Source organism: Amycolatopsis sp. WAC 04182 (assembly GCF_003947465.1).
Lineage (GTDB): Bacteria > Actinomycetota > Actinomycetes > Mycobacteriales > Pseudonocardiaceae > Amycolatopsis.
On sequence record NZ_QHJJ01000002.1, the window covers coordinates 641,169 to 667,612 of the forward strand.

General features: G+C 68.5%; 27 protein-coding genes. 14 read left to right on the plus strand and 13 right to left on the minus strand.

The features are described 5' to 3' along the window. Positions 1-206: 206 nt before the first annotated feature. Positions 207-659 (minus strand): helix-turn-helix domain-containing protein, encoded by a 453-nt coding sequence (locus tag DMH01_RS10200; RefSeq protein ID WP_125675400.1) that lies wholly within the window; start codon positions 657-659, stop codon positions 207-209. 68 nt (positions 660-727) lie between these two features. Between DMH01_RS10200 and DMH01_RS10205 the strand changes: the two genes are divergently transcribed. Then, complete coding sequence (locus tag DMH01_RS10205) at positions 728-1,870, plus strand: MFS transporter (RefSeq protein ID WP_125675402.1); 1,143 nt, start codon at positions 728-730, stop codon at positions 1,868-1,870. On the opposite strand, the gene DMH01_RS10210 is transcribed toward DMH01_RS10205, so the two are convergent. Genes DMH01_RS10210 through DMH01_RS10225 form a run of 4 tightly spaced genes read right to left on the minus strand, consistent with a single transcriptional unit; the run spans position 1,854 to position 5,490 of the window. After that, on the minus strand, positions 1,854-3,005 hold the full coding sequence (locus DMH01_RS10210; RefSeq protein ID WP_125675404.1) for an acetyl-CoA C-acetyltransferase: 1,152 nt from the start codon (positions 3,003-3,005) through the stop codon (positions 1,854-1,856). The two genes, DMH01_RS10205 and DMH01_RS10210, sit on opposite strands and share 17 nt — an antisense overlap. After that, a complete protein-coding gene (locus DMH01_RS10215) occupies positions 2,998-3,600 on the minus strand; it encodes a TetR/AcrR family transcriptional regulator (RefSeq protein ID WP_034317213.1) in 603 nt (200 codons plus the stop codon). The genes DMH01_RS10210 and DMH01_RS10215 overlap by 8 nt, the downstream gene beginning before the upstream one ends. A 7-nt stretch (positions 3,601-3,607) precedes the next feature. Further along, complete coding sequence (locus tag DMH01_RS10220) at positions 3,608-4,375, minus strand: SDR family oxidoreductase (RefSeq protein ID WP_125675406.1); 768 nt, start codon at positions 4,373-4,375, stop codon at positions 3,608-3,610. After that, a complete protein-coding gene (locus tag DMH01_RS10225) occupies positions 4,372-5,490 on the minus strand; it encodes an acyl-CoA dehydrogenase family protein (RefSeq protein ID WP_125675408.1) in 1,119 nt (372 codons plus the stop codon). Before DMH01_RS10225 ends, DMH01_RS10220 begins: the two co-directional genes overlap by 4 nt. A 71-nt stretch (positions 5,491-5,561) precedes the next feature. Here DMH01_RS10225 and DMH01_RS10230 point away from each other — a divergent pair, with 71 nt between their 5' ends. From DMH01_RS10230 to DMH01_RS10255, 6 genes are read left to right on the plus strand one after another with little or no spacing between them, the layout of a single operon-like run. Continuing rightward, complete coding sequence (locus tag DMH01_RS10230; protein ID WP_125675410.1) at positions 5,562-7,052, plus strand: FadD3 family acyl-CoA ligase; 1,491 nt, start codon at positions 5,562-5,564, stop codon at positions 7,050-7,052. Beyond that, positions 7,049-7,885: an enoyl-CoA hydratase gene (locus tag DMH01_RS10235; RefSeq protein ID WP_125675412.1), complete on the plus strand. Its 837-nt coding sequence runs from the start codon at positions 7,049-7,051 to the stop codon at positions 7,883-7,885. Before DMH01_RS10230 ends, DMH01_RS10235 begins: the two co-directional genes overlap by 4 nt. After that, positions 7,882-9,015 (plus strand): acyl-CoA dehydrogenase family protein, encoded by a 1,134-nt coding sequence (locus DMH01_RS10240; protein WP_125675414.1) that lies wholly within the window; start codon positions 7,882-7,884, stop codon positions 9,013-9,015. Before DMH01_RS10235 ends, DMH01_RS10240 begins: the two co-directional genes overlap by 4 nt. Next, positions 9,012-9,941 carry an acyl-CoA dehydrogenase family protein gene (locus tag DMH01_RS10245; protein ID WP_125675415.1) on the plus strand — a complete coding sequence of 310 codons (930 nt, stop codon included), beginning with the start codon at positions 9,012-9,014 and terminating at the stop codon, positions 9,939-9,941. The genes DMH01_RS10240 and DMH01_RS10245 overlap by 4 nt, the downstream gene beginning before the upstream one ends. Then, on the plus strand, positions 9,938-10,909 hold the full coding sequence (locus DMH01_RS10250; RefSeq protein ID WP_125675417.1) for an acyl-CoA dehydrogenase family protein: 972 nt from the start codon (positions 9,938-9,940) through the stop codon (positions 10,907-10,909). The genes DMH01_RS10245 and DMH01_RS10250 overlap by 4 nt, the downstream gene beginning before the upstream one ends. A gap of 4 nt (positions 10,910-10,913) precedes the next feature. After that, positions 10,914-11,321 carry an HIT family protein gene (locus tag DMH01_RS10255; protein ID WP_125675419.1) on the plus strand — a complete coding sequence of 136 codons (408 nt, stop codon included), beginning with the start codon at positions 10,914-10,916 and terminating at the stop codon, positions 11,319-11,321. On the opposite strand, the gene DMH01_RS10260 is transcribed toward DMH01_RS10255, so the two are convergent. Next, on the minus strand, positions 11,312-12,208 hold the full coding sequence (locus DMH01_RS10260) for an RNA polymerase subunit sigma-70 (RefSeq protein WP_125675421.1): 897 nt from the start codon (positions 12,206-12,208) through the stop codon (positions 11,312-11,314). The two genes, DMH01_RS10255 and DMH01_RS10260, sit on opposite strands and share 10 nt — an antisense overlap. Positions 12,209-12,296: 88 nt before the next feature. Here DMH01_RS10260 and DMH01_RS10265 point away from each other — a divergent pair, with 88 nt between their 5' ends. After that, positions 12,297-12,665 (plus strand): nuclear transport factor 2 family protein, encoded by a 369-nt coding sequence (locus DMH01_RS10265; RefSeq protein WP_125675423.1) that lies wholly within the window; start codon positions 12,297-12,299, stop codon positions 12,663-12,665. 251 nt (positions 12,666-12,916) lie between these two features. On the opposite strand, the gene DMH01_RS10270 is transcribed toward DMH01_RS10265, so the two are convergent. Next, entirely contained in the window at positions 12,917-14,071 is a 1,155-nt protein-coding gene (locus tag DMH01_RS10270) for a DUF222 domain-containing protein (RefSeq protein WP_370323361.1), read from the minus strand. A gap of 375 nt (positions 14,072-14,446) precedes the next feature. On the opposite strand from DMH01_RS10270, the gene DMH01_RS10275 reads away from it, so the two are divergent. Continuing rightward, on the plus strand, positions 14,447-15,493 hold the full coding sequence (locus DMH01_RS10275) for an acyl-CoA desaturase (RefSeq protein WP_125675427.1): 1,047 nt from the start codon (positions 14,447-14,449) through the stop codon (positions 15,491-15,493). A gap of 31 nt (positions 15,494-15,524) precedes the next feature. Beyond that, a complete protein-coding gene (locus DMH01_RS10280) occupies positions 15,525-15,875 on the plus strand; it encodes a transcriptional regulator (RefSeq protein ID WP_125675429.1) in 351 nt (116 codons plus the stop codon). On the opposite strand, the gene DMH01_RS10285 is transcribed toward DMH01_RS10280, so the two are convergent. The 6 genes from DMH01_RS10285 to DMH01_RS10310 all read right to left on the minus strand — a co-directional run bounded on the left by DMH01_RS10285 (position 15,863) and on the right by DMH01_RS10310 (position 22,254). After that, on the minus strand, positions 15,863-17,026 hold the full coding sequence (locus DMH01_RS10285) for a S8 family peptidase (protein ID WP_370323362.1): 1,164 nt from the start codon (positions 17,024-17,026) through the stop codon (positions 15,863-15,865). The genes DMH01_RS10280 and DMH01_RS10285 overlap by 13 nt on opposite strands. Before the next feature lie 100 nt (positions 17,027-17,126). Next, the gene (gene hsaB / locus DMH01_RS10290; protein WP_125675430.1) at positions 17,127-17,681 is read right to left on the minus strand and encodes a 3-hydroxy-9,10-secoandrosta-1,3,5(10)-triene-9,17-dione monooxygenase reductase subunit; all 555 of its coding nucleotides are present in this window, start codon (positions 17,679-17,681) and stop codon (positions 17,127-17,129) included. Further along, positions 17,678-18,592 carry an iron-dependent extradiol dioxygenase HsaC gene (gene hsaC, locus DMH01_RS10295; protein ID WP_125675432.1) on the minus strand — a complete coding sequence of 305 codons (915 nt, stop codon included), beginning with the start codon at positions 18,590-18,592 and terminating at the stop codon, positions 17,678-17,680. The genes hsaB and hsaC overlap by 4 nt, the downstream gene beginning before the upstream one ends. Further along, on the minus strand, positions 18,592-19,440 hold the full coding sequence (gene hsaD, locus DMH01_RS10300; RefSeq protein WP_125675434.1) for a 4,5:9,10-diseco-3-hydroxy-5,9,17-trioxoandrosta-1(10),2-diene-4-oate hydrolase: 849 nt from the start codon (positions 19,438-19,440) through the stop codon (positions 18,592-18,594). Before hsaD ends, hsaC begins: the two co-directional genes overlap by 1 nt. Then, positions 19,440-20,615, minus strand: coding sequence for a 3-hydroxy-9,10-secoandrosta-1,3,5(10)-triene-9,17-dione monooxygenase oxygenase subunit (gene hsaA, locus DMH01_RS10305; protein WP_125675436.1), 1,176 nt, complete (start codon positions 20,613-20,615; stop codon positions 19,440-19,442). Before hsaA ends, hsaD begins: the two co-directional genes overlap by 1 nt. A 40-nt stretch (positions 20,616-20,655) precedes the next feature. Next, a complete protein-coding gene (locus DMH01_RS10310; RefSeq protein WP_125675438.1) occupies positions 20,656-22,254 on the minus strand; it encodes an FAD-binding protein in 1,599 nt (532 codons plus the stop codon). A 99-nt stretch (positions 22,255-22,353) separates the two neighbouring features. Between DMH01_RS10310 and kstD the strand changes: the two genes are divergently transcribed. Genes kstD through DMH01_RS10330 form a run of 4 tightly spaced genes read left to right on the plus strand, consistent with a single transcriptional unit; the run spans position 22,354 to position 26,439 of the window. Further along, positions 22,354-24,024 (plus strand): 3-oxosteroid 1-dehydrogenase, encoded by a 1,671-nt coding sequence (kstD, locus tag DMH01_RS10315; RefSeq protein ID WP_125675440.1) that lies wholly within the window; start codon positions 22,354-22,356, stop codon positions 24,022-24,024. After that, positions 24,021-25,160, plus strand: a complete 1,140-nt coding sequence (locus DMH01_RS10320; RefSeq protein ID WP_125675442.1) for a Rieske 2Fe-2S domain-containing protein — start codon at positions 24,021-24,023, stop codon at positions 25,158-25,160. Before kstD ends, DMH01_RS10320 begins: the two co-directional genes overlap by 4 nt. Beyond that, positions 25,157-25,417, plus strand: coding sequence for a hypothetical protein (locus DMH01_RS10325; protein WP_125675444.1), 261 nt, complete (start codon positions 25,157-25,159; stop codon positions 25,415-25,417). The genes DMH01_RS10320 and DMH01_RS10325 overlap by 4 nt, the downstream gene beginning before the upstream one ends. After that, complete coding sequence (locus tag DMH01_RS10330; RefSeq protein ID WP_125675446.1) at positions 25,414-26,439, plus strand: ferredoxin--NADP reductase; 1,026 nt, start codon at positions 25,414-25,416, stop codon at positions 26,437-26,439. The genes DMH01_RS10325 and DMH01_RS10330 overlap by 4 nt, the downstream gene beginning before the upstream one ends. The last annotated feature ends 5 nt before the right edge of the window (positions 26,440-26,444 follow it).

A 26,444-nucleotide genomic window follows, 5' to 3' on the forward strand; every position in this document is an offset into this window, starting at 1 on the left:
CGTTGCGAAAGTGGCTTTCGCAACGTTGAAGGTTGCGAAAGTGGCTTTCGCAACACCGCTTTCCCGCGTGATCAGAAGCGCAACTCGCGTGTCCGGAAGCGCAACTCGCGTGCTTGGAGGCGCAACTCGCGCAGGCGGTCTCTCATCACGCGAGTTGCGTGTCTGATCACGCGAGTTGCGTCTTCAAGCACGCGAGATCCGGCTACTTACGAGGAAGGCGCCTTCACCACCTCGGTGTCCTCCGGCCCGACGACGCGCCCGTCCGAAGCCCGGATCTCCAGCTCCCGCAACGGAAGCCCGCCGTCGCGGTCCACCAGTTCCGACCGCGGCTCCCCCTCGGCGAAGAAGTGCGCCTCCCCCCATTGCCGCAGTGCGACGATCACCGGGAACAGGTCACGCCCCTTCGGCGTCAGGACGTACTCGCTGTACGTGCTCCCGTCCGAAGCCGGGACCAGGTCGAGCACGCCGTGTCCCACGAGCGCCCGCAGCCGCGCGGACAGGATGTTCTTCGCGACGCCGAGGCTGCGCTGGAACTCCCCGAAGCGGCGGACGCCGTCGAAGGCGTCGCGCACGATCAGGAGTGACCACCAGTCGCCGATCGTGTCGACCGAGCGCGCCACCGGGCACGAAGCTTCGTCGAACGTCGTCCGCTTCACCATGGTTGCATCTTACAACCGCAGTGCTCTACCGTCCCAGTGGTAGCAACTTGAAACCATCTGGAGGGTCAGTGCACCGCGGTGTCGTCCTGTTGTTCGCCGTGGCCGCCGGGACGGCCGTCGCCACGATCTACTTCGCCCAGCCGTTGCTCGTCACGATGGGCGCCGACCTCGGCATCGCCACGTCGACCGTCGGCGGCATCGTCACGCTCACCCAGCTCGGCTACGGTCTCGGCCTGTTCCTGCTGGTCCCGCTCGGTGACCTGCTCGACCGGCGGCGGCTCGTCACCGGCCAGCTGGTCCTGCTGGCGATCGCCGAACTCGTCGCCGCGACCGCCGCGAACGGTGTGGTGCTGTTCGCCGGGATGGCGGCGATCGGCGTGCTCGCGGTCGTCACGCAACTCCTGGTCGCGTTCGCCGCGTCGCTGGCGGAGCCCGCCGAACGCGGGCGCGTGGTCGGCCTCGTGACGACCGGCGTCGTCCTCGGGATCCTGCTCGCGCGCACGGTGTCCGGCACGCTGGCCGATCTCGCCGGCTGGCGCGCGGTGTACGTCGTGTCCGCGGGCGTGACCGTGCTGATCGCGATCGTGCTGTATCGCATTCTTCCCGCCACAACTGGGGGAACGACCATGAACTACGGGCGGCTGCTGCGTTCCACGTGGTCGCTTTTCGTCGAGGAGCCCGTCTTCCGGACGCGCGGCACGCTCGCGCTGCTGATCTTCGCCGCGTTCGGCACCTTGTGGAGTTCGGTCGCCTTGCCGCTCAGCGAGGACGGCCTGTCGCATACCGCCATCGGCGCGTTCGGGCTGGCCGGGGCCGCGGGCGCGCTGGCGGCGGCACCCGCCGGACGGCTCGCCGATCGCGGCCGCGCGCGATGGACGACCGGCCTGGCGCTGGGCCTGCTCGTCCTTTCCTGGATACCGCTGGGTTTCACCCGCTCGTCACTGTGGGCGCTGGCGGCGGGCGCGATCCTGCTCGACCTCGCCGTCCAGGCCGTGCACGTCACGAGCCAGACCCTGATCTACCCGTTGCGGCCGGACGCCGGCAGCAGGCTGATCGGCGGGTACATGATCTTCTACTCGGTCGGCAGCGGCCTGGGCGCCATCGGCTCGACCGCTGTCTACGCCGTCGCGGGCTGGACCGGCGTTTGCCTGCTGGGCGCGGGTTTCAGCGCATTGGCACTCGGCGTGTGGAGCGTCAAAGGCGCTCGATGATCGTGACGTTCGCCGTCCCGCCGCCCTCGCACATCGTCTGCAACCCGTAGCGCCCGCCCCGCCGCTCGAGTTCGTGAAGCAGCGTCGCGAACAGCTTCGTGCCGGTCGCCCCGATCGGATGACCGAGCGCGATCCCGCCGCCGTTGACGTTGACCCGGTCCGGATCGGCGCCCGTCTCCTCGATCCACGCCAGGACGACACTCGCGAACGCCTCGTTGACCTCGAACAGGTCGATGTCGTCGATGCTCAGCCCGGTCTTGCGCAGCGCGTGCGCGGTCGCCGGGATGGGCCCGGTCAGCATCCACACCGGATCGGCCGCCCGCACGGAAAGGTGATGGATCCTGGCGCGCGGGGTCAGGCCGTGTTCCTCGACGAACTTCTCCGACGCGATGAGTGTCGCGCTGGCGCCGTCCGAAATCTGGCTGGCCACGGCCGCGGTGATACGGGAACCCTCGCTCAGCGGTTTCAGCCCGGCCATCCGTTCCAAACTGGTGTCGCGCCTGGGCCCCTCGTCCAGGGCGGCACCGGCGAACGGCGCGGTCTCGGCGGCGAACCGGCCTTCGTCGATGGCCGCGATCGCCCGCTGATGACTGCGGAAGGCGTACTCCTCCATCGCCTCACGGGTCAGGTCCCAGTGTTCGGCGATCATGTCGGCACTGCGGAACTGCGAGACCTCGACACTGCCGTACCGCTCCTGCCAGCCCTTCGAGCCGGAGAAGGGATCATCGAAGCCGTACTCGCGCCCGGCCAGCATCGCCGCGCTGATCGGGATGGCGCTCATGTTCTGCACGCCGCCGGCGAGGACGAGGTCCATCGTGCCGGACAGCACCGCCTGCGCGGCGAAGTGCACCGCCTGCTGGCTCGAACCGCACTGCCGGTCGATCGTCACACCCGGCACGTGGTGCCCGAAGCCCGCCGCGAGCCACGCGGTGCGCGCGATGTTCCCGGACTGCGGCCCGAGCGTGTCGCAACAGCCGAGGATGACGTCGTCGACCAGGTCGGCATCGACCCTCGCGCGTTCGACGACGGCCTGGATCACATGGGCGCCGAGGTCGGCGGAGTGGACACCACTGAGCGCTCCCCCGCGTTTGCCGACGGGGGTCCGGACCGCGTCCAGGACATAAGCTTCAGCCACGCCGCCTCCTCTTGGTCGCGATACCGTCCAGCAGGATCCCGAGGTATTGCTGCGCGACGTCGTCCGCGCTCAGCGTGCCGCCGGGGTTGTACCAGCGCACCGCCACCCAGACGGTGTCGCGGATGAACCGGTAGGTCAGTTCGACGTCGAGGTCCTCGCGGAACACGCCCGCCGCGATGCCGTCGGTGAGGATCCCGTTCCACAGCTTGCGGAATTCGGTGTTGCGATCGTTGAGGTAGTCGAACCGCGGCAACTGCATCAGATGCTTCGCCTCGGACTGGTAGATCGCCACCTCGGCGGGCCGCCGGTGAATGGATTCGAACGACGCCACGACGACGGCCTCGAGTGTTTCCCTCGGGCCTTTCCCTTCCGCGACGATCTCGGCGTACGCACCGAAGAGTTCGTCGAGGAATCCGGTGAGGATCTCGTCGGCCATCGACTCCTTCGAGTCGAAATGGTGGTACAGGCTGCCGGAAAGGATGCCCGCCGCGTCCGCGATGTCCCGCACGGTGGTGGAGACGTAACCGCGCTCGGCGAACAGCTTCGCCGCCAGGGCGAGCAGTTCGGCGCGGCGGGACCCTGGACTGGCTTTCATCGGAACCTCACGCATGCTGGGAACTCACGGACACGACCTCGCCGGTGAGGTACGACGAGTACTCACTGGCGAGGAACACCATCACATTCGCCACTTCCCAGGGTTCCGCCGCCCTCCCCGACACCTCGCGCGCGGTGAGCTCGGTGAGCAGTTCCTCGCTGGTCACCTTGGCCAGGAACGGATGCATCGCCAGGCTCGGCGCGACGGCGTTGACCCGGATGCCGTGTTCGGCGACGTCGACGGCCGCGCATCGGGTGAGCGCCATGACTCCCGCCTTCGCGGCCGCGTAGTGGGCCTGCCCGGCCTGCGCGCGCCACCCGATCACCGACGCGTTGTTGACGATGACCCCGCCGTCGCCTTGCGCGATGAACCGGTTCACCGCGGCCCTCGTCGCACGGAAAGTGCCGTTGAGGGTCACGTCGATGACCCGCGCCCATTCCTCGTCGGCCATGTCCACAAGGGACTTGGTGCCGCCGAGCCCGGCATTGTTGATGAGCACGTCGACCCGGCCGTAGTGCTCGGCGGCTCCGTCGATGAGCGCTCGCACTTGATCCTCTTGTGTGACGTCACAGGGGATCGCGTGGACGTCGCCGAGTTCGGCCGCCTTCTCGCCGAGGCGCCGCTCGTGCCAGTCGCTGATCACGACGCGGGCGCCTTCCTCCAGCGCGCGTTTCGCCACCGCGGAACCGATCCCGGTGCCGGCCGCCGCCGTCACCACGACCACCTTGTCCCGCAGGAGGTTCGCCCCCTCGGGGTACTTCGGCACCGGGATCACGGTCGCACCTCCCTTGGCAGGCCGAGCACTCGCTCGGCGATGACGTTGCGCTGGATTTCGTTGGAGCCGCCGTAGATCGTGTCGGCCCGGGTGAACAGGTAGAGCCGTTGCCAGGGGTCGAGACCGTCTTCCGCGAGCATGCCGCGCGCGCCGCGAACCAGCATCGCCAGCTCACCCAGGTCGCGGTGCCAGTTCGCCCAGACCAGTTTGGACACTTCGGCCACACCCGGCGAAGAGTCACCGAGAGTGCGGATCGCCTGTGCCCGCATGACCTCCAAGCCGACCCAGGCGCGGTCGATCCGTTCGGCGATCACCGGATCGTCCGGCGCGATCCTGGTCAGTTCTTCGAGTTCCCGGCGGAAGCCGACCTGCTGCCCGAGCGTCGCGACCCCGCGCTCGAACGCGAGCGTGCCCATGGCCACCCGCCAGCCGTCGCCGGGTTCACCGACGACGAGATCCTTCGCCGTGCGGGCACCGTCGAAGAAGACTTCGTTGAACTCGGAAGTCCCGGTGAGTTGCCGGATCGGCCGGACCTCCACCCCGGGCTGCCGCATCGGGACGAGCAAATAGGACAGTCCTTTGTGGCGTTTCGAACCGGGTTCGGTGCGGGCGAGCACGAAACACCAGTCGGCCACATGCGCGAGCGACGTCCACACCTTCTGGCCGTTCAGCACCCACTCGTCGCCTTCAAGGGTCGCTGTGGTCGACACGGCGGCGAGGTCGGATCCGGCGCCGGGTTCGGAGTACCCCTGGCACCACAGTTCCTCGACGGCCACGATCGGTGGCAGAAAGCGCTTCTGTTGCTCCGGCGTGCCGAACGCGATGAGGGTCGGGCCGAGGAGTTCCTGCGCCAGGTGACTGACTCTCGCCGGCGCGCCCGCTCGCGCGTACTCCTCGTGGAAGACGACCTGCTGTTCCAGCGTCGCGCCCTGGCCGCCGTGCTCGACCGGCCAGCCGACGCAGGTCCAGCCCGCCGCGGCGAGCCGCCGTTCCCACTCCACGCGTTCGTCGAAGGCTTCGTGTTCCCGGCCGGGACCGCCCAAACCGCGCAGTTCCGGCGGCAGATTGTCCGCCAGCCAGGTGCGCACACGGTCACGGAAACCGTCCTGAGCCACGCCTGCCTCCTCTAGCCAAACCAGAGCCTGCTGCGTAGGCTACCCTACCAAGCACTTGCTAGGGAGGCTCGATGTCCGAAGGGACCATCCCGGCGGCGCTCGACAGGGCCGCGGAGCGCTTCGCCGCGCGGGAAGCGCTGGTCGACGGCGAAGTCCGGCTCACCTACGCCGAACTCGCCCGACGGGTGCGCCAGGCGGCGCGGTTCTTCGAGGGCCACGCACGCGTCGCGATCTGCTCCCCCAACACCTGGCACTGGGTCGTCGCCGGGCTCGGCGCGCTGTACGCCGGAGCGACGCTGATCCCGGTCAACACCCGCTTCACCGCCCGCGAGACCATCGACGTCCTCGAGCGCGCGAAGGTGTCCGCCCTGGCGATCACCGGCACGTTCCTCGGCACGGATCGGCTGGCGGAGCTCGGCTCTTCCCGCCCCGGCACCGTCTTGCGCATCCCTGTCGAAGGCGCCGAAGAGCCCGCCGACGGCGTCACGGAATGGGCGACCCTCGCCGGTCTCGACAGCGATTTCGTCAGTCCCGCGAAACCGGACGACGTCAGCGACATCCTCTTCACCTCCGGGACCACCGGCCGCAGCAAGGGCGCGATGAGCAGCCACCGGCAGGCGCTGAGTGTCGCCGACGCCTGGGGCGAGTGCGGTGGCCTGACCGAGGAAGACCGCTACCTGGTCATCAACCCGTTCTTCCACAGCTTCGGTTACAAGGCGGGGATCCTCGCGGCCATCCTGCGCGGTGCGACGATCCTGCCGCAGCGCACCTTCGACGTCCGGGAAACCCTGCGCATCGTCGAATCCGAGCGGATCACGGTACTTCCCGGCGCGCCGACGATCTATCAGGTCCTGCTGGACGCGCCCGAACGCGGGAACCACGACCTTTCCAGCCTCCGGCTCGCCGTCACCGGCGCCGCCACCGTGCCGGTCGCCTTGGTGGAGCGGATGCGGACAGAGCTGGGTTTCGACACCGTGCTCACCGCGTACGGCCTGACGGAAGCCGTGGTGGCCACAATGTCGCGCCCCGAGGACGACGCCGAACTGGTCGCGAACTTCTCGGGCCGTGCGACGGCGGGTTTCGAGGTGAAACTCGGCGAGCACGACGAAGTCCTGCTGCGCGGGCCGAACGTGATGCTCGGCTATCTCGATGACCCGGAAGCCACGGCGGAAGCCATCGACGCCGACGGCTGGTTGCACACCGGCGATGTCGGCGTGCTCAACGAGCGCGGCTACCTGCGGATCGTCGACCGGATCAAGGACATGTACGTCTGCAAGGGATTCAACGTGTACCCGGCCGAGATCGAGCAGGCGCTCGGCTGGCTGGACGGCGTGGCGGAATCCGCGGTGATCGGTGTGCCCGACGCGGTGTACGGCGAGGCGGGCAAGGCCTACATCCGGCTTCGCCCCGGCGCCAGACTGTCCACTGAGGACGTCCTGGCGCACTGCAAGAGCAATCTGGCCAACTACAAGATCCCTCGATTTGTCGACTTCGTGGCGGAGCTTCCGCGGAATCTGTCGGGGAAGGTGCTGAAACGCGTGTTGCGGGAGGAGAACGGATGACCGTCGAGTACGAGCGACGCGGGCCGGTGGCCGTCGTCACGATGAACCGGCCGGAGTACCGGAACGCGCAGAACTCGGCGATGACCTACGCGCTCGACGCGGCGTTCACCCGCGCCGTCGACGATCCCGAGGTCAAAGTGATCGTGCTGGCAGGCGCCGGGAAGCATTTCTCCGCCGGGCACGACATCGGGACGCCGGAGCGCGATGTGGACGTCTCCTTCGAGCGCAAGGCGGTCCTGTGGTGGGACCACGTCGGCGCCGAGGGCGGCGATCAGCGGTTCGCCCGTGAATCCGAGGTCTACCTCGGTATGTGCCGCAGGTGGCGCGAGATCCCGAAGCCGACCATCGCGAGCGTGCAGGGCGCGTGCATCGCGGGCGCGCTGATGCTGGCGTGGGTCTGCGACATGATCGTCGCCTCCGACGACGCGTTCTTCGCCGATCCCGTGGTGCGTATGGGAATTCCCGGTGTCGAGTACTTCGCGCACCCCTGGGTCCTCGGTCCGCGCGCGGCCAAGGAAGTGCTGTTCACCGGTGAGCGCTTCACGGCGCAGCAGGCCAAGGAATGGGGCATGCTGAACCGTGTCGTCCCGCGCGCCGCCCTCGAAACCGAGACGATGGCGCTGGCGGAGAAGATCGCGGTGATGCCGCGGATGGGGCTCGCGCTCGCCAAGAAGGCCGTGAACCAGGCGGAGGACCTGATGGGTCTCCGGTCCGGAATGGACTCCGTGTTCGGGCTGCACCACTTCGCGCATGCGCACAACGCCGAGGTTTCCGGTGGTGACTCGCTGGGCGGGCAGGACGCGCGCTCGATGCGGGACGCGAGTTCGCGATGAACCTGGACCTGGACGAGCAGACACTCGCCTTCCGTGACGAAGCCCGCGCCTGGCTGGCCGCGAACGTTCCCGCCGAGCCGCTGAAGTCGTTCGACACCGCCGAAGGATTCGCGCAGCACCGAGAGTGGGAAGCGAAGCTGGCCGACGCCCGATGGTCCGTCGTTTCATGGCCGCGCGAGTCCGGCGGGCGGGACGCGAGCCTCCTGGAGTGGGTGCTGTTCGAGGAGGAGTACTACGCGGCGGGAGCGCCGTTGCGGGTCAATCAGAACGGCATCTTCATGCTCGCGCCGACACTGTTCTCCCATGGCACGGAAGAGCAGCAGCGCCGCATCCTGCCGAAGATGGCGCGCTCCGAAGAGGTCTGGGCTCAGGCGTGGTCGGAACCCGAGGCGGGCAGCGACATCGCGGCGCTGCGGAGCACCGCGGCCCGCTGTGACGGCGGCTGGCGGGTCAGTGGGCAGAAGACGTGGAGCTCGCGGGCGACGTTCGCCGATCGCGCGTTCGGCCTGTTCCGCAGTGACCCGGACTCGGTGCGGCACAAGGGACTCACCTATCTGATGGTGGATCTGCGGGCCGAGGGCGTCACCGTCCGGCCGATCCCCCAGCTGGACGGCGAACCGGGGTTCGCCGAGATCTTCTTCGACGACGTCTTCGTCCCCGACGAAGACGTGATCGGCGCGCCGGGCGAGGGCTGGCGGGTCGCGATGACAACGGCGAACAACGAACGCGGCCTGTCCTTGCGCAGCCCCGGCCGGTTCCTCGCCGCGGCCGATCGGCTGGTCTCGCTCTGGCACGACGCCGGTCGGCCGGCGCACACCGCGGACCGGGTCGCCGACGCGTGGATCGGCGCGCGGGCCTATCAGCTGTACACCTTGGGCACGGTCACCCGCCTCGTGGACGGCGCCGAGCTCGGCCCGGAATCGAGTGTCAACAAGCTGTTCTGGTCTCACCTCGACGTCGCCTTGCACGAAACCGCGCTCGACATCCTCGGCCCGGACGCCGAACTGCGGGGCGGCTGGAGCGACGGCTGGCTGTTCTCCCTGGCCGGGCCGATCTACGGAGGGACCGACCAGATCCAGCGGTCCATCGTCGCCGAACGGCTGCTCGGCCTGCCGAAGGGGGCTCGATGAGGTTCGCACTCTCCGGCGAGCAGGAGCAGTTCTCCCGCAGCCTGCACGATCTTCTGTCCGGTGTGGACACCGACTCGGCCAACCGCTCCTGGGCGTCGGGCGATCCCGGGCCCGGCCTCAAGATCTGGCGGCGGCTGGCGGAGCTCGGCGTCACCGCGCTGTCGGTCCCCGAGAAGTACGACGGTCTCGGCGCGACGCCGGTGGATCTGGCCGTCGGCTTCGAACGGCTCGGCTATCACTGCGTTCCCGGGCCGTGGACCGACACCGTGGCCGTCCTGCCGTCCTTGCTCGACGACGAACTGCTGACGTCGGTCGCGTCCGGCGAGACGCTGGCGTCGGTGACTTTCGCGCCGCATGTGCCGTATGCCTTGGATTCCGACGTCGCGGACGCGCGGCTCGCCGTCGAGAACGGCAGGCTGCGCGCGTTCACCCCCGGCTCGCTTTTGTCCTCTGTGGACGGATCACGCCGGTTGTTCCCGCCCGTGGCCGGGGACGATCTCGGCACGGCGCTCGACGCGGCGCGCGCATTCGAACTGGGTTGTCTGGCCACAGCGGCACACCTCCTCGGCGCGGGACGATGGCTGCTCGACACGTCGGTCGCGTACGCCGCGCAGCGCAAGCAGTACGGCCGTGAGATCGGCGGGTACCAAGCGGTCAAACACCTGCTCGCCGATGTCGCGACCGGGCTCGCGCTGGCCGAACCGCTGTTGTTCGGCGCGGCCGTCACCCTGGACCGGCGCGACATCTCGGCAGCGAAGGTGGCGTGCGGCGATGCCGCGCATCTCGCCGCCCGGACCGGGCTGCAGGTGCACGGCGCGATCGGCTACACCGCGGAACACGCGCTCGGCCTGCGGCTGACCCGGGTCCGCGCGCTGGTCGGCGCCTGGGGGACGCCGCGGTTCCACCGAGAGCGGGTGCTGGCATGACGTTCACCGCAGAGCAGGACGCGCTGCGCGAAAGCGTGCGGAAACTGTTGGACCGGGAAGCGGATCCCTGGCCCGAACTGTGCGAGCAGATCGGTGTGGCGGCGTTGGCCGTTCCCGAACGGTTCGGCGGGCTCGGCGCCGGGACGGCGGAACTGCAGGTGGTCGCCGAAGAACTGGGCAGGGTCCTCGCCGACGTCCCGTTCCTCGGCTCGGCCGTGCTCGCCGTGCACGCCGTCCTGGCCACGGGCAACGACGAGGCTTGCGAACGCCTGCTCCCCCGGCTCGCCGAAGGTGTCGTCGGCGCGGTGGCCTGGACCGATGCCGATGGTTCCTGGAGCGAGCCTGCCTGCCGCGTCGTCGACTCCGCGGTGGAGGGCGAGGCGCACTACGTCCTCCACGGTGACGAGGCCGAGATCCTGCTGGTCGTGGCCGACGGCTCGCTGTACGAAGTCACCGACGCGCGGCGAGAGCGGACTCCGGCGATGGACGAAACCCGTCGGCTCGCTCGCTTGAGCTTCGAGGGTGCGCCCGCCCGGCAGATCGGCCCGGTCGACCTCGGCGCGCTGCGCGACGTCGCCTGCGCCGTCCTGGCCGCGGAACAGGCCGGGGCCGCGGCGCGGGCGTTGGAACTGACGGTGGAATACAGCAAGCAGCGGCACCAGTTCGGCAGGCCGATCGGCGGATTCCAGGCGTTGAAGCACCGGATGGCGGATCTCCACGTCCTGGTGGAGACCGCGCGCTCGGCGGCCTACGCGGCTCCGGAGTCGAGCAGGCTGGCCGCGGTGGCCAAGGTGCATTGCTCGGAGGCGCTGGCGACGGTGGCGGGTGAGATGATCCAGCTGCATGGCGGGATCGCGATCACCTGGGAGCATCCGGCGCACCGGTATTTCAAGCGGGCACATGGTGCGGCGCACCTGTTCGGCTCGCCCTCCGATCACCTCGGACGGGTGCGGCCACCCTTATCGTGAACCGGTGGAGTGCGCGATCTGTGCCAAGCACCGTGGCGAAGGCCCGCTGGTGGGGCCGGTCGTCTGGGCTGACGAGACGGTCGTCGTGTCGCATCGGCCAGGAGACTTCCCCGGGTATCTGTTCGTCGAGACCCGGCGACATGTGGCGGCGCTGGACGAGCTGACCTCGGACGAGGTCTCGGCGGTTTCGCGGGCGGCCTGGTGCGTGGCCCGGGGCCTGCGCGCGGAACTGGCTCCGGAGCACGTGTTCTCCGCCATCGCCGGCCGGAGTGTCGCGCATTTCCACCAGCACGTTTTCGTACGGCATCAGGAAACACCCGAGGAATTCGGGTGGCTGGACGGCTCTTCGTGGACGGGCGCGCCGGTCGTCGACATCGCGATGCTCTGCCGCCGCCTGGCGGGCTACTTCTGATCCAGGAACCGGGTGATGGCGCGGACGCGGTCACCGTCGAGGGTGAGGACCATCAGTCCGGCCGGTGTCTCACCGTGACGACAGACGAAGGCCGGCTGATTGTTGGCCCGCATCGGGGTCATGGTGAAACCCTCCACGGGAACGGCCATGGTGACGCGGAGGAAGCCCGCGATCGCTTCGAGACCGTGGTACTCGTGCGGTGCCGGCGGCATGGCGAGCCAGGCGTCGTCGGTGAGCAGGCTCAGGACGCCGTCGAGGTCGCCCGCGGTGAACGCGTCGGCGAATCGCCTGGTCAGCTCGCGTTCGCCGGGTGACGGCCGGTGCCCGGCGCTGTCGCGATGCTTGTCGAGGGAGGCGCGGGCGCGCTGAAGGATGCCCTTGACCGCCGTCTCGGTGGTGCCGAGCATGCTCGCGACCTCAGCGGCGGAGAAGCACAGGACGTCCCGCAGGACGAGCGCGGCGGCTTGTCTCGGCGGGAGGAGCTGGAGTCCGGTGATGAAGGCAAGTTCGACCGCCTCCCTGGTGCTGTAGCGCGCTTCGGGGCCGGGCTCGACGGCGGCGAGTTCGTCCGGATACGGCTGTAGCCAGGTCACTTCACCGCGGCGGCTCGGCTCAGGCGGGTCGAACGGCGGCACCGGCTCGGGCGGACGACGGCGGCCCGCGTCCCTCAGGGCGTTGAGGCAGCGGTTGGTGGCGATGCGGTACAGCCACGTGCGAAGCGACGAGCGGCCCTCGAAGCCGTCGAGGCCCTTCCAAGCGGCGAGGAGCGTCTCCTGGACGACGTCCTCGGCGTCGGTGAGGGAGCCGAGGATCCGGTAACAGTGCAGGTGGAGCTCATGCCGGTAGGTGTCGGCAAGCTCGCGGAACACCTGCTCGTCCGTGCCCATGAGCCGATCGTGTCACTTTCGCGGCGCACCGTTCCGTTCGGGGCGGGGTTGGTGTCTGACGGAGTGAAGATCGACGAAAGGAACCATCATGACTAGTCCCGCCTTGGATGTCGCGCTCTCCTACCACCGCGCGTGGACAGGCAAGGACTTCGAGAAGGCGATGACCTTCGTCGCCGACGACATCGTCTGCCACACACCCGGCGGGCGGCTTTCCGGCGCGGCGGCGTTTCGCGGATTCATGGGCCCGTTCACCGAGATCCTGACCGGCTCGAACCTGCTTTCGGCGTTCGGGGACGAGACGACCGCGTTGCTGATGTACGACACGGCGACCCTGCCGGTGGCGAGCGCGCCCGGGGCGGAGCTGCTGACGGTGCGCGAGGGGAAGATCGTGGAGCTGCGGATCGTGTTCGACCGGGCGCCGTTCGATGCGGCGCGGGAGGCTGCCGCGAAGGCTTAGAGACACCTCGTCGCCGCAGTCAGCTCGGTGGCGTGGGGATCTGGGCCGCGCACGCTCCGGGGCGCGTACCAGTCGCCGCACTGGTGGAAAGGCCGCTCGCGGCGGCGTGGGCAAGACCAGGCTCGCCATCGAGGCCGCGTCGAAGCTCCGGATGGGCGACGGCGCCTGGCTCGTCGAGCTGGCGGGCCTGGACAAGGTCGAGTGCCCGACGTGCCCGCCCTAGGATCTCGTCGCCGTCGGCCGGAACGCTGTCACAGTCGCTGGCCGATGCCTTGCGGGACAAGGAGACCCCGCTCGTCCTGGACAACTGTGAACAGGGCGCGTTGGTGCGCTACCCGTTGCGTGTCCGGGTAGTCGCGGGCGTGTCTGCGCTGTTCAGAAGGGTGGGGTGTCGTCCTCGGGTTGGGGTCGTGGAGTGGTTCGGGGGTGGTGGTGTAGGTGTGGCCGGTGGGGGTGGTGATGGTCATGCCGCCGTTGCCGGTGGGTTGGGTGGTCCAGCCGGGTTCTTCTTTGAGGAGGTTGTGGATTGTGCAGGCGGCGTGGCAGTTGTGGTGGTCGGTGTTGCCGTGGCGGGCCCAGGTGGTGATGTGGTCGATTTCGGAGAATTCGGCCGGGCGGTGGCAGCCGGGGTGGGTGCATTCGCGGTCGCGGGCTTTGATGAGGCGGGCGAGTGAGGCGGGGGATCGGTAGGTGCCGGGGCTGGCTTCCAGGAGCTGCCCGGTGGCGGGGTCGGTGATCAGCCGGGACCAGGTGGAGGCGGGGTCGGCGGCGATCTCGCGGGCGAGCCAGCCGGGAACGGGGCCGTAGCCGGCGAGGGTGGCGGGGTCTTCGCGGACACCGGCCAGGGTCAGCAAGTCGACATAGACATGGACGTGTGCCCGCGGTGTCCCGTGCCCGTCTTCGGCGAGCAGCCGTTCGGCGAAAATGTCCGCCCGGTGCTGATCCAATGTCCGGGACATGTCGGCCTTGCGGCGTTTCTTGGCCGCGTGGCTCAGCGACGCGTAGATCGAACTCGCGACTTCGGCGGGCAGCCAACCGGACAGCTTCGACATGGTCTCGTCCTCGTGTTCCAGCGAGACATGCCGTAACGCGCGTTTGGCCGCGGCGCGCTCCCGGTAGCCGTCGGGATCGAACTTCTGTACCGCGTGATCCACCGACTTCCGGATCGCCCCCGGATCACGCCCGGCGAGACGTTTCGCCATCCACGCGTCCACCTGTGCGGCGACGTCGTCGGAGACCTCGCGGGTCAGCTGGGACACCTTCGACGCCTTGTACAGGTCGATGTCACCGGTTTCCAGTGCTGCCAGCGTGTTCGGCAACCGCGCCACCAGCGCGCACGAGGTTTCGACCAGCAGGTACGCCTGATTGCGGGAGACCGAGAAGGCCAGCGCGACCTCCTCGGTCACCGATCTTCGCGAACCACCCACCCCAGCGAACCCCGCTATCGAACGCACCTGACGCCCCTGCGCACGACGAAGCACAACCTCCTCGCCATAAGCGGCATCCAGAAGACGAGCAGCTTTCGGGTTAAAAGCAAAAGAAGTGGTCATGACCAAGATCATACTCGAACAGGAGTTCGACCGCCACGAATGGAGCGGCGACCGGGCAAGAAACATCCGGAATTGTCTATCGCCGCTGAGCGAAGGCCGTCCGGAGCCGGACGCTCACTACCCACCGAGCCTGAACGGGCCACTCACGACCCCAAGGTAGGGCCAACCCCCGCACCAACCCACCGGCGCACCGCATTCACCCCGCCCCCGCCCCGAACCAGACTCACAACGGTGACCGCAAACCTCCGCACAGGCAGCGATTTCGCCCGTCTGTCCCGCCGCATCAGCGACGCGGGCCTCCTCGACCGCCGTCCCGGCTACTACGTCTTCCGCATCGGCCTGGTCGCCACCCTCTTCGTCTCCGGCTGGATCGCCTTCTTCGCGATCGGGGATTCCTGGTGGCAGCTGGGGATCGCCGTCTTCCAGGCGGTGATGTTCGGCCAGATCGCGTTGCTGTCGCACGATCTCGCGCACCGGCAGGTGTTCCGCACCCGCCGTCCGAGCGAGATCGCCGGCCGGATCGCGGGGAATCTCGGTGTCGGCATGAGTTACGGCTGGTGGATGGACAAGCACACCCGTCACCACGCCAACCCGAACCACGAGGACCTCGACCCCGACGTCGATCCGGACATCCTCGTGTGGTCGAAGGATCAGGCGCGGGCCAGCAAGGGTCTCCCCCGGTTCATCGGCCGCTACCAGGCGTTCCTGTTCTTCCCGCTGCTCACCCTCGAAGGCCTGAACCTGCACTTCTCCGGTATCCGCGCGGTTTTGAAGCCGGGCCTCCGGGCCCGCTGGCTCGAAGCGGCGTTGCTGCTGACGCATTTCGTGCTCTACTTCAGCGCGCTGCTCGTGGTCCTCTCCCCCGGCAAGGCGCTCGTCTTCTTCATCGTCCACAAAGCACTGTGGGGTGTCTACATGGGATCGATCTTCGCGCCCAACCACAAGGGGATGCCGATCCTGTCCGGCGACACCGAACTCGACTTCCTGCGCAAGCAGGTGCTCACGTCACGCAACGTCCGCGGCGGCAGGTTCGTCGACGTCGCGCTCGGCGGGCTCAACTACCAGATCGAGCACCATCTGTTCCCGAGTATGCCGTCGCCGCATCTTCGCCGCGCCCGGCCCATCGTCCAAGGATACTGCGCGGAAATCGGCGTCCCGTATCACGAGACGGGTCTCCTCGAGTCGTACGCACTCGCGTTGCGGAGCCTGCACGAAGCGGGTGAGCCGATCCGACTTTCGTCGGGTTCACCGGCTGGGACGCCTGCCGGACGCCGTTGACACTCCAGATACGGCTTCTTACTTTCAGTGCATGTCGCCCCCGAAGATCTTCCCCGGCGCCACCCTGCATCCAGAACCGTTCCCGCGGGCCCTGCGCGCGGCGATCACGGCCAGCGGGCTCCCGCTCGACCGGATCCGCCATCGTCTCGAACTCCGCGGCGTCTCCATCAGTGTGCCGACGCTGAGCCATTGGCAGTCCGGCAGACGGAGACCGGAACGCCCGGAATCGCTCCGGGCGCTCGCCGAACTCGAACAACTGTTGTCGTTGCCGCCGTTGGCCTTGCGCTCCTTGCTCGGCCCGCCCCGGCCACGCGGACGGAAAAGCTCGGTCCCGGCACAGCGCCGGGACCGAGCCGCTTCCGAGGGAACCTACCCGACGTAGAGCGTGCGGTTCGGGCTGCCAGTGCCGGGGTTGGTGACCTTCCCCGGCGTCGAAGCGCTGATCAGTGCCTGAGCGACCTGCGCCGCGGTGGCGCCGGTGTGCGACGAAAGGTAGAGCGCCGCGGCGCCCGCCACGTGCGGCGCGGCGAACGACGTGCCGTTACCGGTGTAGGTCGCGGTGTCGTTGTCCTTCCAGGCCGAGGTGATCGAGACGCCCGGCGCGAACAGGTCGACCACGGAACCGTAGTTGGAGAAGGAAGCGCGGCGGTCGGTGCGGTCCGCCGCGGCGACCGTCAAAGCTTCGGTGACCCGTGCGGGCGAAGTGTTGGCGGCGTTCACGTTGGAATTACCCGCTGCGATCGTCCAGGTGATCCCCGCCTTGATGGAGTTCCGCACCGCGGTGTCCAGCGCGGTCGACGCGCCACCGCCGAGGCTGGCGTTGGCCACGGCAGGCTTCTTGGCGTTCTTGGTGATCCAGTCGACGCCCGAGATCACGCCCGCGGTCGTGCCGCTTCCGTCGGAGCCGAGAACGCGCACCGGATACAGCGAAGCACCCTTGGCGACACCGTATTTCGCACCGGCGATCGTGCCCGCGACATGCGTGCCGTGACCATAGCCGTCGTCCGCGTTCGTGTCATTGTCGACGAAATCGTATCCCTGTTTCACCCGACCGCCGAAATCGCTGTGCGTGGCGCGGATTCCGGTGTCGAGAACGTAAACGTTCACATTCGACGCGGTGGCCGGGTAAGTGTACTTGTTGTCGAGCGGAAGATTGCGCTGATCGATGCGGTCGAGTCCCCACGACGGCGGATTCGTCTGCGTCGCCTCGGCGCGCAGCACCTTGTTCTGCTCCACGAAGGCGACCGCCGGGTCGGCCGCGAGACGCTTGGCCTGCCGCTCCCCCAGCGCCACCGAGAAACCGCTGACGCCCTGCGTGTACTGCCGTCCGATGGCGCCGCCGAACTTGCTTGCCAGCGAAGGCTTGTCGGCGGTGGAGCCGTCCTTGAGCACGACGATGTAGCTGTCGGCGATGGTTCCCTCCGCGCCGGCGCCGACGATCGCGCCCTCGGCCGCCTGGGCCGGCGTCACGCCTGCCAAGACCGTGACGACGGCGGCGGCCAACCCGATTCCGGTCAGTCTGCGAGAATTCACGTTGCTGTCCCCATTCCTTGGTGAGCTTCCGCGTAAAACGCTAAGCGGAAGCCGAAGGAAAGGACAGCTTTACATTTTTTCGTTTATCCAGTTATACGCTTTAAAGCCAATCGTCGGGACGCGGCCAGGGCATGAGCGCGGCGAGCGCGTCCGTCACCGGTTCGGTCACCGTGTACCGCCCGCGATGGAACAGCAGCGGCCGATCGTCGGACGGTTCCCCGAGCGCGGTGACCCTGCCGACGACGACGTAGTGGTCACCCGCCTCGTGCACGGCTTCGAGCGTGCAGTCGATCCACGTCAGAGCCCCCGTCAGCAGAGGGGATCCGGACGGGGCGGGGGTCCAGTCGACCGACGCGAACTTGTCCGCGCCCCGCGCGCCGAACACGGCGCTGACGTCCTGCTGGTCCTCGGCGAGCACGTTGACGGCGAACCGGCCGGACTCGGCGAGCACCGCCCACGTCCGGGAAGTCTTGGCAGGACAGAAGAGCACCAGCGGCGGATCCAGGGAAAGCGCCGCGAACGACTGGCACGCGAAGCCCACCGGCGCCGTGCCGTCGTGCCCGGTCACCACGGCGACGCCGGTGCAGAAGTGCCCGAGCACCGTGCGGAACCGCGCCGGATCGATGTCCGCGCCGAGGTCCGTCACCGGGGTCACGACTGCCCCGGCGGCCTGGCGCCGACTGAAAAGTCGTGTCCCCACAAGGAAACCGCCGTACTCTCTCGGGCGATCCAGCTCTCGTCGTCCACTTGACGTCCCTCGCAGCCGTATTCGACGTCGAAGCCGCCGGGGGTCTTCATGTAGAACGAGAGCATCAGATCGTTGACGTGCCGCCCGAGGGTCGCCGACATCGGCACCTTCCGGCGGATGGCCCGGTCGAGGCAGAGGCCGACGTCGTCGGTGTTCTCCACTTCGACCATGAGGTGCACGATGCCGCTGGGAGTCGGCATCGGGAGGAACGCGAGACTGTGGTGCCGCGGGTTGCAGCCGAAGAACCGCAGCCACGCCGGAGCGCCGTCGGCGGGCCTGCCGACCATCTGCGGCGGCAGTTTCATCGAGTCCCGCAACCGGAATCCGAGCACGTCACGGTAGAACCGCAAAGAAGCGTCATCGTCGTGTGTGGACAGTACGACGTGCCCGAGCCCTTGCTCACCGGTGACGAACTTGTGGCCGTACGGGCTCACCACACGACGGTGCTGCAACGCGACACCGTGGAACACTTCGAGCGTGTTGCCGGACGGGTCCTCAAAGGACACCAGGCCGTCGACCCGGCGATCGGCCAGCTGATCCGGCGTGCCTTCCTCGTACGGCACCGAGTGCGCGTCGAGCGAAGCCCGGATCTCGTCGAGTTCGCCGGCGTTGGCGACCTCCCAGCCCGCCACGGCGAGCCGGTCGTGCTCACCGGGGAAGATCACGAGCCGCGCCGGGAAATCGTCCATGCGCAGGTAGAGCGCTTCCGGGTTCGTGCCGGAGCCCTCGACCATGCCGAGGACCTTCAGCCCGTATTCGCGCCACGCGGCCATGTCGGTGGCTTCGATGCGGAGGTAGGCGAGCGAGCGGATACCCATCAGGAGGCTCCCAGGAAGTCGAGTGCCAGCCGGTTGAACTCGTCGAACTTCTCCAGCTGCGCCCAGTGGCCACAGCCGCCGAACACGTGCAGCTGGGCACGCGGGATCGTCTTGAGCGCGAGCAGGGCGCCGTCGAGCGGGTTGACCCGGTCTTCCCTGCCCCAGATGAGCAGCACGCGTTGGCGCAGGCGATGCGCCTCACGCCACAGCATGCCCTCTTCGTAGGTGTCGGGCTGGGCGAACGACTTGCCCATCGCCTTCATCGCCGCCAGTGACTCCGGCGCGCTCGCGGCGGCGAACCGCTCGTCGATCAGTTCGTCGGTGATCAGCGACTGGTCGTGCACCATGATGCGCAGGAAGGCTTCGAGTTTCTCGCGGCTCGGGCCCGGCGGGGCGCTGAACCGGCCCAGGTTCTTGATGCCCTCGGTCGGATCGGGCGCGAACAGGTTCACGCTCAGGCCGCCCGGTCCCATCAGGACGAGACGGCCGGCGCGTTTCGGATGGTTGAGCGCGAGCCGCACGGAAGTCCCGCCGCCGAGCGAGTTGCCGACGAAATGCGCCCGCTCGATGCCGAGTTCGTCCATGAGCCCGACCACGGCGTCCGCGCTGTGCCGGAAGTACTGCGGATGCTCGGTCGGCTTGTCCGACCGGCCGAAGCCGGGCTGGTCGATCGCCAGCGTCCGGTAGTTCTTGCCGAACACCGGCAGATTGCGCCCGAAGTTGCTCCACGCCGACGCGCCGGGACCGCCGCCGTGCAGCAGGATCACCGTCTCGGAATGTTCCGCGCCCGCCTCGTGGTAGTGCAGCTTGAGTCCATCTTGGACGGTGACGTACTTGCCTTCGGTCATCAGACCATCGCATTCTCGACGGGCAGCCCGAAGGCGCCGGTTCCGAACATGACGTAGGCGCGCTCGGCGTCGTTCGCCGCGTGCACCCGGCCGGCGTGGGCGTCGCGCCAGAACCGCTGGATCGGGGTTCCGGCCTGCAAGGCGCGGCCACCGGAGTTCTCGAAGAGCCGGTCGATCGCGAAGATCGCGCGTTCGGTGCCGCGGACCTGGTCACGGCGCACCCGCAGCCGGGTGGGGAACGGCAGCTTCTCCCCCTTGCACGCCAGCTGGTACAGCTCGTCGATGTTGTGCGTCAGCTGGAGCCAGGCCGCGTCGATCTCGCTCGCCGCCTCGGCGATCCGCACCTTGGCGAACGGGTCCTCTTTGGACTGTTCACCGGCGTACGCGGCGCGGACGCGCTTGCCCTGATACTCGACGTGCGCGTCGTAGGCGCCTTGCGCCATCCCGATGATCGGCGCGGTGATCGTGCTCGGATGCACCGAGCCGTAGGGAAGTTTGTACAGCGGCCCGGGGTTGATCTCCTGTCCGGGCGTCTTGCACTTCGACGTCGCGATGAAGCTCAGCGCGCGGTGCTTCGGCACGAAGACGTTGTTCACGATGATGTCGTTGGAGCCGGTGCCGCGCAGGCCCACGGTGTCCCAGACGTCCTCGATCGTGTAGTCGGAGATCGGCACCAGATAGGTGCAGAAGTCGACCGGCTTGCCGTCCTTGAACACCGGCCCGCCCAGCAGCACCCAGGTCGCGTGGTCGCAGCCGGAGGAGAAACTCCAGCGCCCGCTGAGCCGGTAACCGCCGTCGACGACGTCCGCCTTGCCCATCGGCGCGTACGACGACGAGATCCGGACGTCGCTGTCGTCACCCCAGACGTCCTGCTGCGCCTGCGCCTCGAACAGGCCGAGGTGCCACGGGTGGACGCCGAGGATGGAGGCGACCCAGCCGGTGGACCCGCACGCGCTCGCGACGAGTTTGACCGCGGTGTAGAAGCTCACCGGGTCGGCTTCGAGGCCACCGAACGTCTTCGGCTGCAGCAGTTTGAAGAACCCGGTCTCCTGCAGGGATTTGACGGACTCTTCGGGAACGCGCCTGGCGTCCTCCGCCTCCTGCGCCCGCTCCCGCAGGACCGGCAGCAGCTCCCGGATCCCCGCGATCACGTCCTGCGCGGCGTGCTCGCTCATATGCGTTCCCTCTCTCGTTCTCGGTGAACCGGGTCCAAGACTAGAACACGTTCTCGTTTTTGTCGACCGATCCCCGGTCGAGGGCACTGTGCAGTCCGGCACGCCGCCCGGAAAACACGCAGTCGGCCAGCGACAGACCGCTCACATAGGACCTAGAACAGATTCCCACCGCGGTCCTACCGGCCGCGTACAGCCCGCGGATCGGGGCGCCGGCGGCGGACCGCACCGCCCCGGTCTCCTCGTCCACGACCAGGCCGCCCAGCGTCAGCATCGGGCACGGATAGCCGAGATTCGGCTTGATCGAGACGTCGATCAGCGAATACGGCGCCCGATCCAGCGGCCGTGCGAACTCCGCGGGCTTGCCCGTCGGATCCGCGCCGGACCGCGCCGCCTCGACACTGGCCGCCAGCCCGCCGGGGTCGACTCCGGCCTTGCGCGCGACCTCGTCGAGCGAACCGGCGACGACCCGTTGCCGCAGCAGGTACCGCACCTGAAGTCCTTGGAACCACTGGCTTTGCCCGCGCGCGTCCCGCTGGACCTCCCGGACGATGGCGTCGTCGACCAGCAGCCAGCCACGCCCCTCGTGCCCGGTGATCATGCGTTCACCGACGGCCGCGCCGTACCGGGATTCGTCGATGATCCGGCCACCCGTCTTGTCCACGAGGAGACCCCCGAGGAACGCCGACGGCGGAGTGATGAACCGCCAGGCGGAGATCCGCCCGAGCTCCGCGGTGGCCCCGCCCGCTTCGACCCCCATCCGGATGCCGGAGCCGTCGTCGGCCGACGTCCCGAGCGCCAGCCCGCCGCGATACGCGGGCGCATGCTCGCGCACCATCTCGCGGTTCGCGATGAACCCACCGGCCGCGAGCACGACCCCGCGAGAGGCGGAAATCCGCAGCTCACGGCCATAGCGACGCTCGATCCGCTCCGCGCGCCGGTGCAGCGACTTCCGCATCGACGGAACGTAGATCCCCGGTTTCGCGGCATACGCCGACAGCCTCCGGTGCGCGGCCCGCACGCGAGCGGGAGCGTCCCGCAGGGTGGACACGACGACACCGGTCACGGTCCCGTCGGCGTCCACGATCAGGTTCCGCGCGGCGGTCTGCGGCAACACCTGGATCCCACGGCTGCGGACGGCTTCCATCAGGCGTTTCATCAGCAGTTTTCCCGACGTGCCGGGACCCTTGACGCGATGCCCGCGCGGCGCGGGCTTGGCGGCGTCACGAAAACCGCCCGCCGCCTCGCTGCCCGAGTAGTACAGATAGTGCTTGTCACTCGGGTATGACGTCTTGTACGGGCACAGACTGCCCTCGAAGGGCACGCCGTTGCCTTCCAGCCAGGAGATCATCTCCGTACTGCCCGCGCAGAAACGCCGCAGGGTCTCCTCGGAGACGACGTCACCGACCTCCAGCCGCAGGTAGTCGTACATCGCGTCGACACTGTCGTCGACGCCCGCGTCCCGCTGCTGCGCCGTCCCGCCGCCGGCGTAGACGACACCACCACTGACCGCGCTCGCGCCACCACCGGAGAACCGGTCCAGCACGAGCACCCGGGCACCGGCATCGGCGGCCTCGATCGCCGCACAGGCACCGGCCGCACCGAAACCCACGATCACCACATCCGCGACGAGGGAGTCCATGACCCCACCCTAGAACTAGAACACGTTCTCGTCTATGGTGACTGGAGCAGCGCGGATGCTGCTACATGCTTCCTACAACGTGTTTCAGGTGAGGGGCGTATGGAGTACGACGTGATCGTGGTCGGCAGTGGTGCCGCCGGGATGACCGCCGCACTGTCCGCAGCCCACCGGGGACTCGAGGTCCTGGTCGTGGAGAAGGCCGCCCACTTCGGCGGCTCGACGGCCCGCTCCGGCGGCGGCGTCTGGATTCCCGGCAACCACGCGCTGCGGGCGGCCGGGATCGAGGAACCCCCGGAGCGGGCGCGCGAGTACCTCGAAGCGATCGTCGGTGACGTCGTCCCCGCCGAACTCCGGTCGGCCTTCCTCGACCGCGGCCCCGAGGTCCTGTCCTTCGTCTGCGACAAGACACCGTTGCGCTTCCGCTGGGTCCGTGGCTACTCGGACTACCACCCGGAAGCCCCCGGCGGACGGCCGGGCGGACGCTCGGTCGAGCCGGCCGCGCTCGACGGCAACCTCCTCGGACCGGAGCTGGCGAACCTGGAGCCGCCGTACAGCGCTCCCCCGCTCGGCGCCCCGATCACCCAGGCGGACTACCGGTGGCTGAGCCTGCTCGCCCGGCATCCCCGCGGCATCCTCCGCGTGCTGAGTCTCGGCGGCCGCTGGCTCACGGGCCGGATCCGCCGTCAGCGGCTGCTTTCCATGGGGCAAGCGCTTGCGGCCGGCCTGCGTGAAGGTCTGCGCCGGGCGGATGTCCCCGTCTGGCTGAACACACCGCTGGTGGACCTCGAGAGCGAAGGCGACCGCGTGACCGGCGTCGTCGTCCGCCACGAGGGTGAGGACAAGCTGATCCGCGCGCGGCTCGGCGTCGTCCTCGGCGCGGGCGGGTTCGAGCGCAACGAAGAGATGCGGGTCAAGTACCAGCGCGCGCCCATCGGTACGGAGTGGACCGTCGGCGCCGCGGCCAACACCGGCGACGCCATCGACGCCGGGCTCAAACTCGGCGCGGCCGTCGACCTGATGGACGACGCCTGGTGGGGCCCGTCCATCCCGCTGACCGGCGGACCTTGGTTCGCGCTCGCCGAGCGGTCTCGGCCGGGCTGCCTGATGGTCAACGCACGCGGCGAACGCTTCGTCAACGAGTCGGCGCCCTACGTCGAGGCCGTGCACGCGATGTACGGCGAGGGTGACGGCCCCGGCGCGAACATCCCGACCTGGCTGGTGTTCGACCAGCGCAACCGCAACCGGTACATGTTCACCGGCCTCGGCCCGCGCCAGCCGCTGCCCGGCCGCTGGTTCAAAGCGGGCATCGCGGTCAAAGCGAGCACGATCGCGAAACTCGCCGAGCGGATCGAGGTCCCGGCCGACGCGCTGGAGGCCACCGTGCGGCGGTTCAACGGCTTCGCGAAAAGCGGCGTGGACGAGGACTTCCACCGCGGGCGCAGCGCGTACGACCACTACTACGGCGACCCGCGGAACAAACCCAACCCGAGCCTGGGCCCGCTGGACGTCGCGCCGTACTACGCGGTGAAGATCGTGCCCGGCGACCTGGGTACCAAGGGCGGTTTGCGGATCGACCCGCACGCGCGTGTCCTGCGCGAGGACGGGTCGGTGATCGACGGACTTTACGCGGCGGGCAACACGAGCGCGGCGGTGATGGGCCGCACCTACGCCGGCCCCGGCGCGACGATCGGCCCGGCGATGGTGTTCGGCTACCTTGCGGCCGAGCATCTCGCGCAGCAAGATCACACCAAAGCGGGAGGCAGCCGATGACGACGGAATCCGTACGGCAGATCGACGCGGGCGCGCCCCCTTCGCGGTTCGCGCGCGGCTGGCACTGTCTCGGCCTGGCCGAGCCGTTCCGCGACGGGAAGCCGCACGCCATCACGGCGTTCGGGACGAAACTGGTGGTCTTCGCCGATTCGTCCGGCAAGCTGAACGTGCTCGACGGGTACTGCCGCCACATGGGCGGCGACCTCACCCAGGGCGAGGTCAAGGGCGACGAGATCGCCTGCCCGTTCCACGACTGGCGCTGGAACGGCAACGGCAAATGCGTGTCGATCCCCTACGCCAAACGGGTTCCGCTGCGGGCGCGGACGAAGTCGTGGATCGTGCTGGAGGAGAACAAGCAACTGTTCGTCTGGCACGACCCGGAGGGCAACCCGCCGCCCGAGGACGTCGTCATCCCGCGGATCGAAGGCGTGTTCAACGGCGAGTGGAGCAACTGGACCTGGGACTCGGTGCTCATCGAGGGCTCCAACTGCCGCGAGATCATCGACAACATGGTCGACATGGCGCACTTCTTCTACATCCACTACGCCTTCCCGACCTACTTCAAGAACGTGTTCGAGGGACATGTCGCCACGCAGTACCTGAACACGAAGGGCCGCCCGGACAAGGGAATGGCGTCGAACTACGGCGGCGAGGAGAACCTGCTGCGGTCGGAGGCGTCGTACTTCGGGCCCTCGTACATGATCAACACGCTGCTCAACACGTACCAGGGTTTCGAGATCGAGAACGTGCTGATCAACTGCCACTACCCGGTCACCGAGAACTCGTTCGTGCTGCAGTGGGGCGTGAGCGTGAAGAAGTTCGAGGGCGTCTCGGACGAGCACGCGGACAAGATCGCCGGGAAGTTCGCCAAGGGCATCGGCGTCGGCTTCCTTCAGGACGTGGAGATCTGGCGCAACAAGACGCGGATCGACAACCCGTTGCTGTGCGAAGAGGACGGGCCGGTCTACCAGCTGCGCCGCTGGTACGACCAGTTCTATGTGGACGCCGCCGACGTCACCGAGGACATGACGCGCCGCTTCGAGTTCGAAGTGGACACCAGCCGCGCCAACGAGGTCTGGGCGGCGGAGGTGGCCGACAACCTGGCGCGGCAGCAGGCGGAAGAGGCCGGGGTGTGAAGCCCGAGACCGTCGAATTCCTCACCGCCGGGCTTCGGCCGCTGAGCTGCCGCGCGTGCGGGACCTGCGTGCTGGTCAAGAAGAACAGCGTCCAGCACACCAGCATCCAGTGGACGACCGACGCGTCCCGGAGCTGCCCGGTGTTCGCCGAACAGAAGGCTTCCGGCGCACAGACGGCGTTGCTCGACACCTGCGGCAATCTCAGCGAAAGCATCGACGCCGCGTTGAAGGACGGCCTGCTGGAGGTGCCCGAATGAGCGGTCCCGTCACCGTGACCGTGGCCGAGGTGATCACCGAGACGGCCGACGCGCGGTCGATCGTGTTCGAGATCCCGGCCGAGCACGCTTCGGTTTTCGCTTACGCCCCAGGGCAGTTCCTCACCGTCCGCGTCCCGAGCGAACGGACCGGCTCGGTGGCCCGCTGCTACTCGCTCTCCAGTGCGCCGCACGAAGGCCGGGTGCAGGTCACCGTCAAACGCACCGCCGACGGCTACGGGTCGAACTGGCTGTGCGACAACCTCCAGGCCGGTCAGGAGGTCCAGGTCCTGCCGCCGGCCGGGGTGTTCAGCCCCGCGTCGCTCGACGAGGACTTCCTCCTGCTCGCGGGCGGCAGCGGTATCACGCCGGTGATGTCGATCCTCAAGTCCGCGCTGGAGCACGGCACCGGCAAAGTGGTGCTGCTGTACGCCAATCGCGACGAACGTTCGGTGATCTTCGCGCGGGAGCTGGCGGACCTCGCCGCCCGGTACCAGGACCGGTTGGTCGTCGTGCACTGGCTGGAGAGCCTGCAAGGACTGCCGACGGAAGCGCATCTGCGCGCCCTGGTGGCGCCGTACGCCACGCACGAAGCGTTCATCTGCGGACCCGGCCCGTTCATGGACGCCGCGCGCACGGTGCTCAAGGAGCTCGGGCTGCCGCGCAAGCGGATCCACCTGGAGCGGTTTCTTTCCCTGGGCGGGAACCCGTTCGAGGTGGCCGAGCCCGTCGCCGTCGAAGAGGCCGAGACCCCGGCGTCGGTCGACGTCACCCTCGACGGGGAGACGAAGAAGCTCGCTTGGCCGCGCCGGACGAAACTGCTGGACCTGTTGCTGGAAAAGGGTTTCGACGCGCCGTACTCGTGCCGCGAGGGCCAGTGCAGCGCGTGCGCCTGCCGAGTCACCTCCGGTGAGGTGAAGATGCTGAACAACGAGGTCCTCGACGGCGACGACATCGCCGAAGGCATCGTGCTGGCGTGCCAGTCCTTGCCGCTGACCGACGAGGTCACCGTCACCTACGAGTAGGAGAT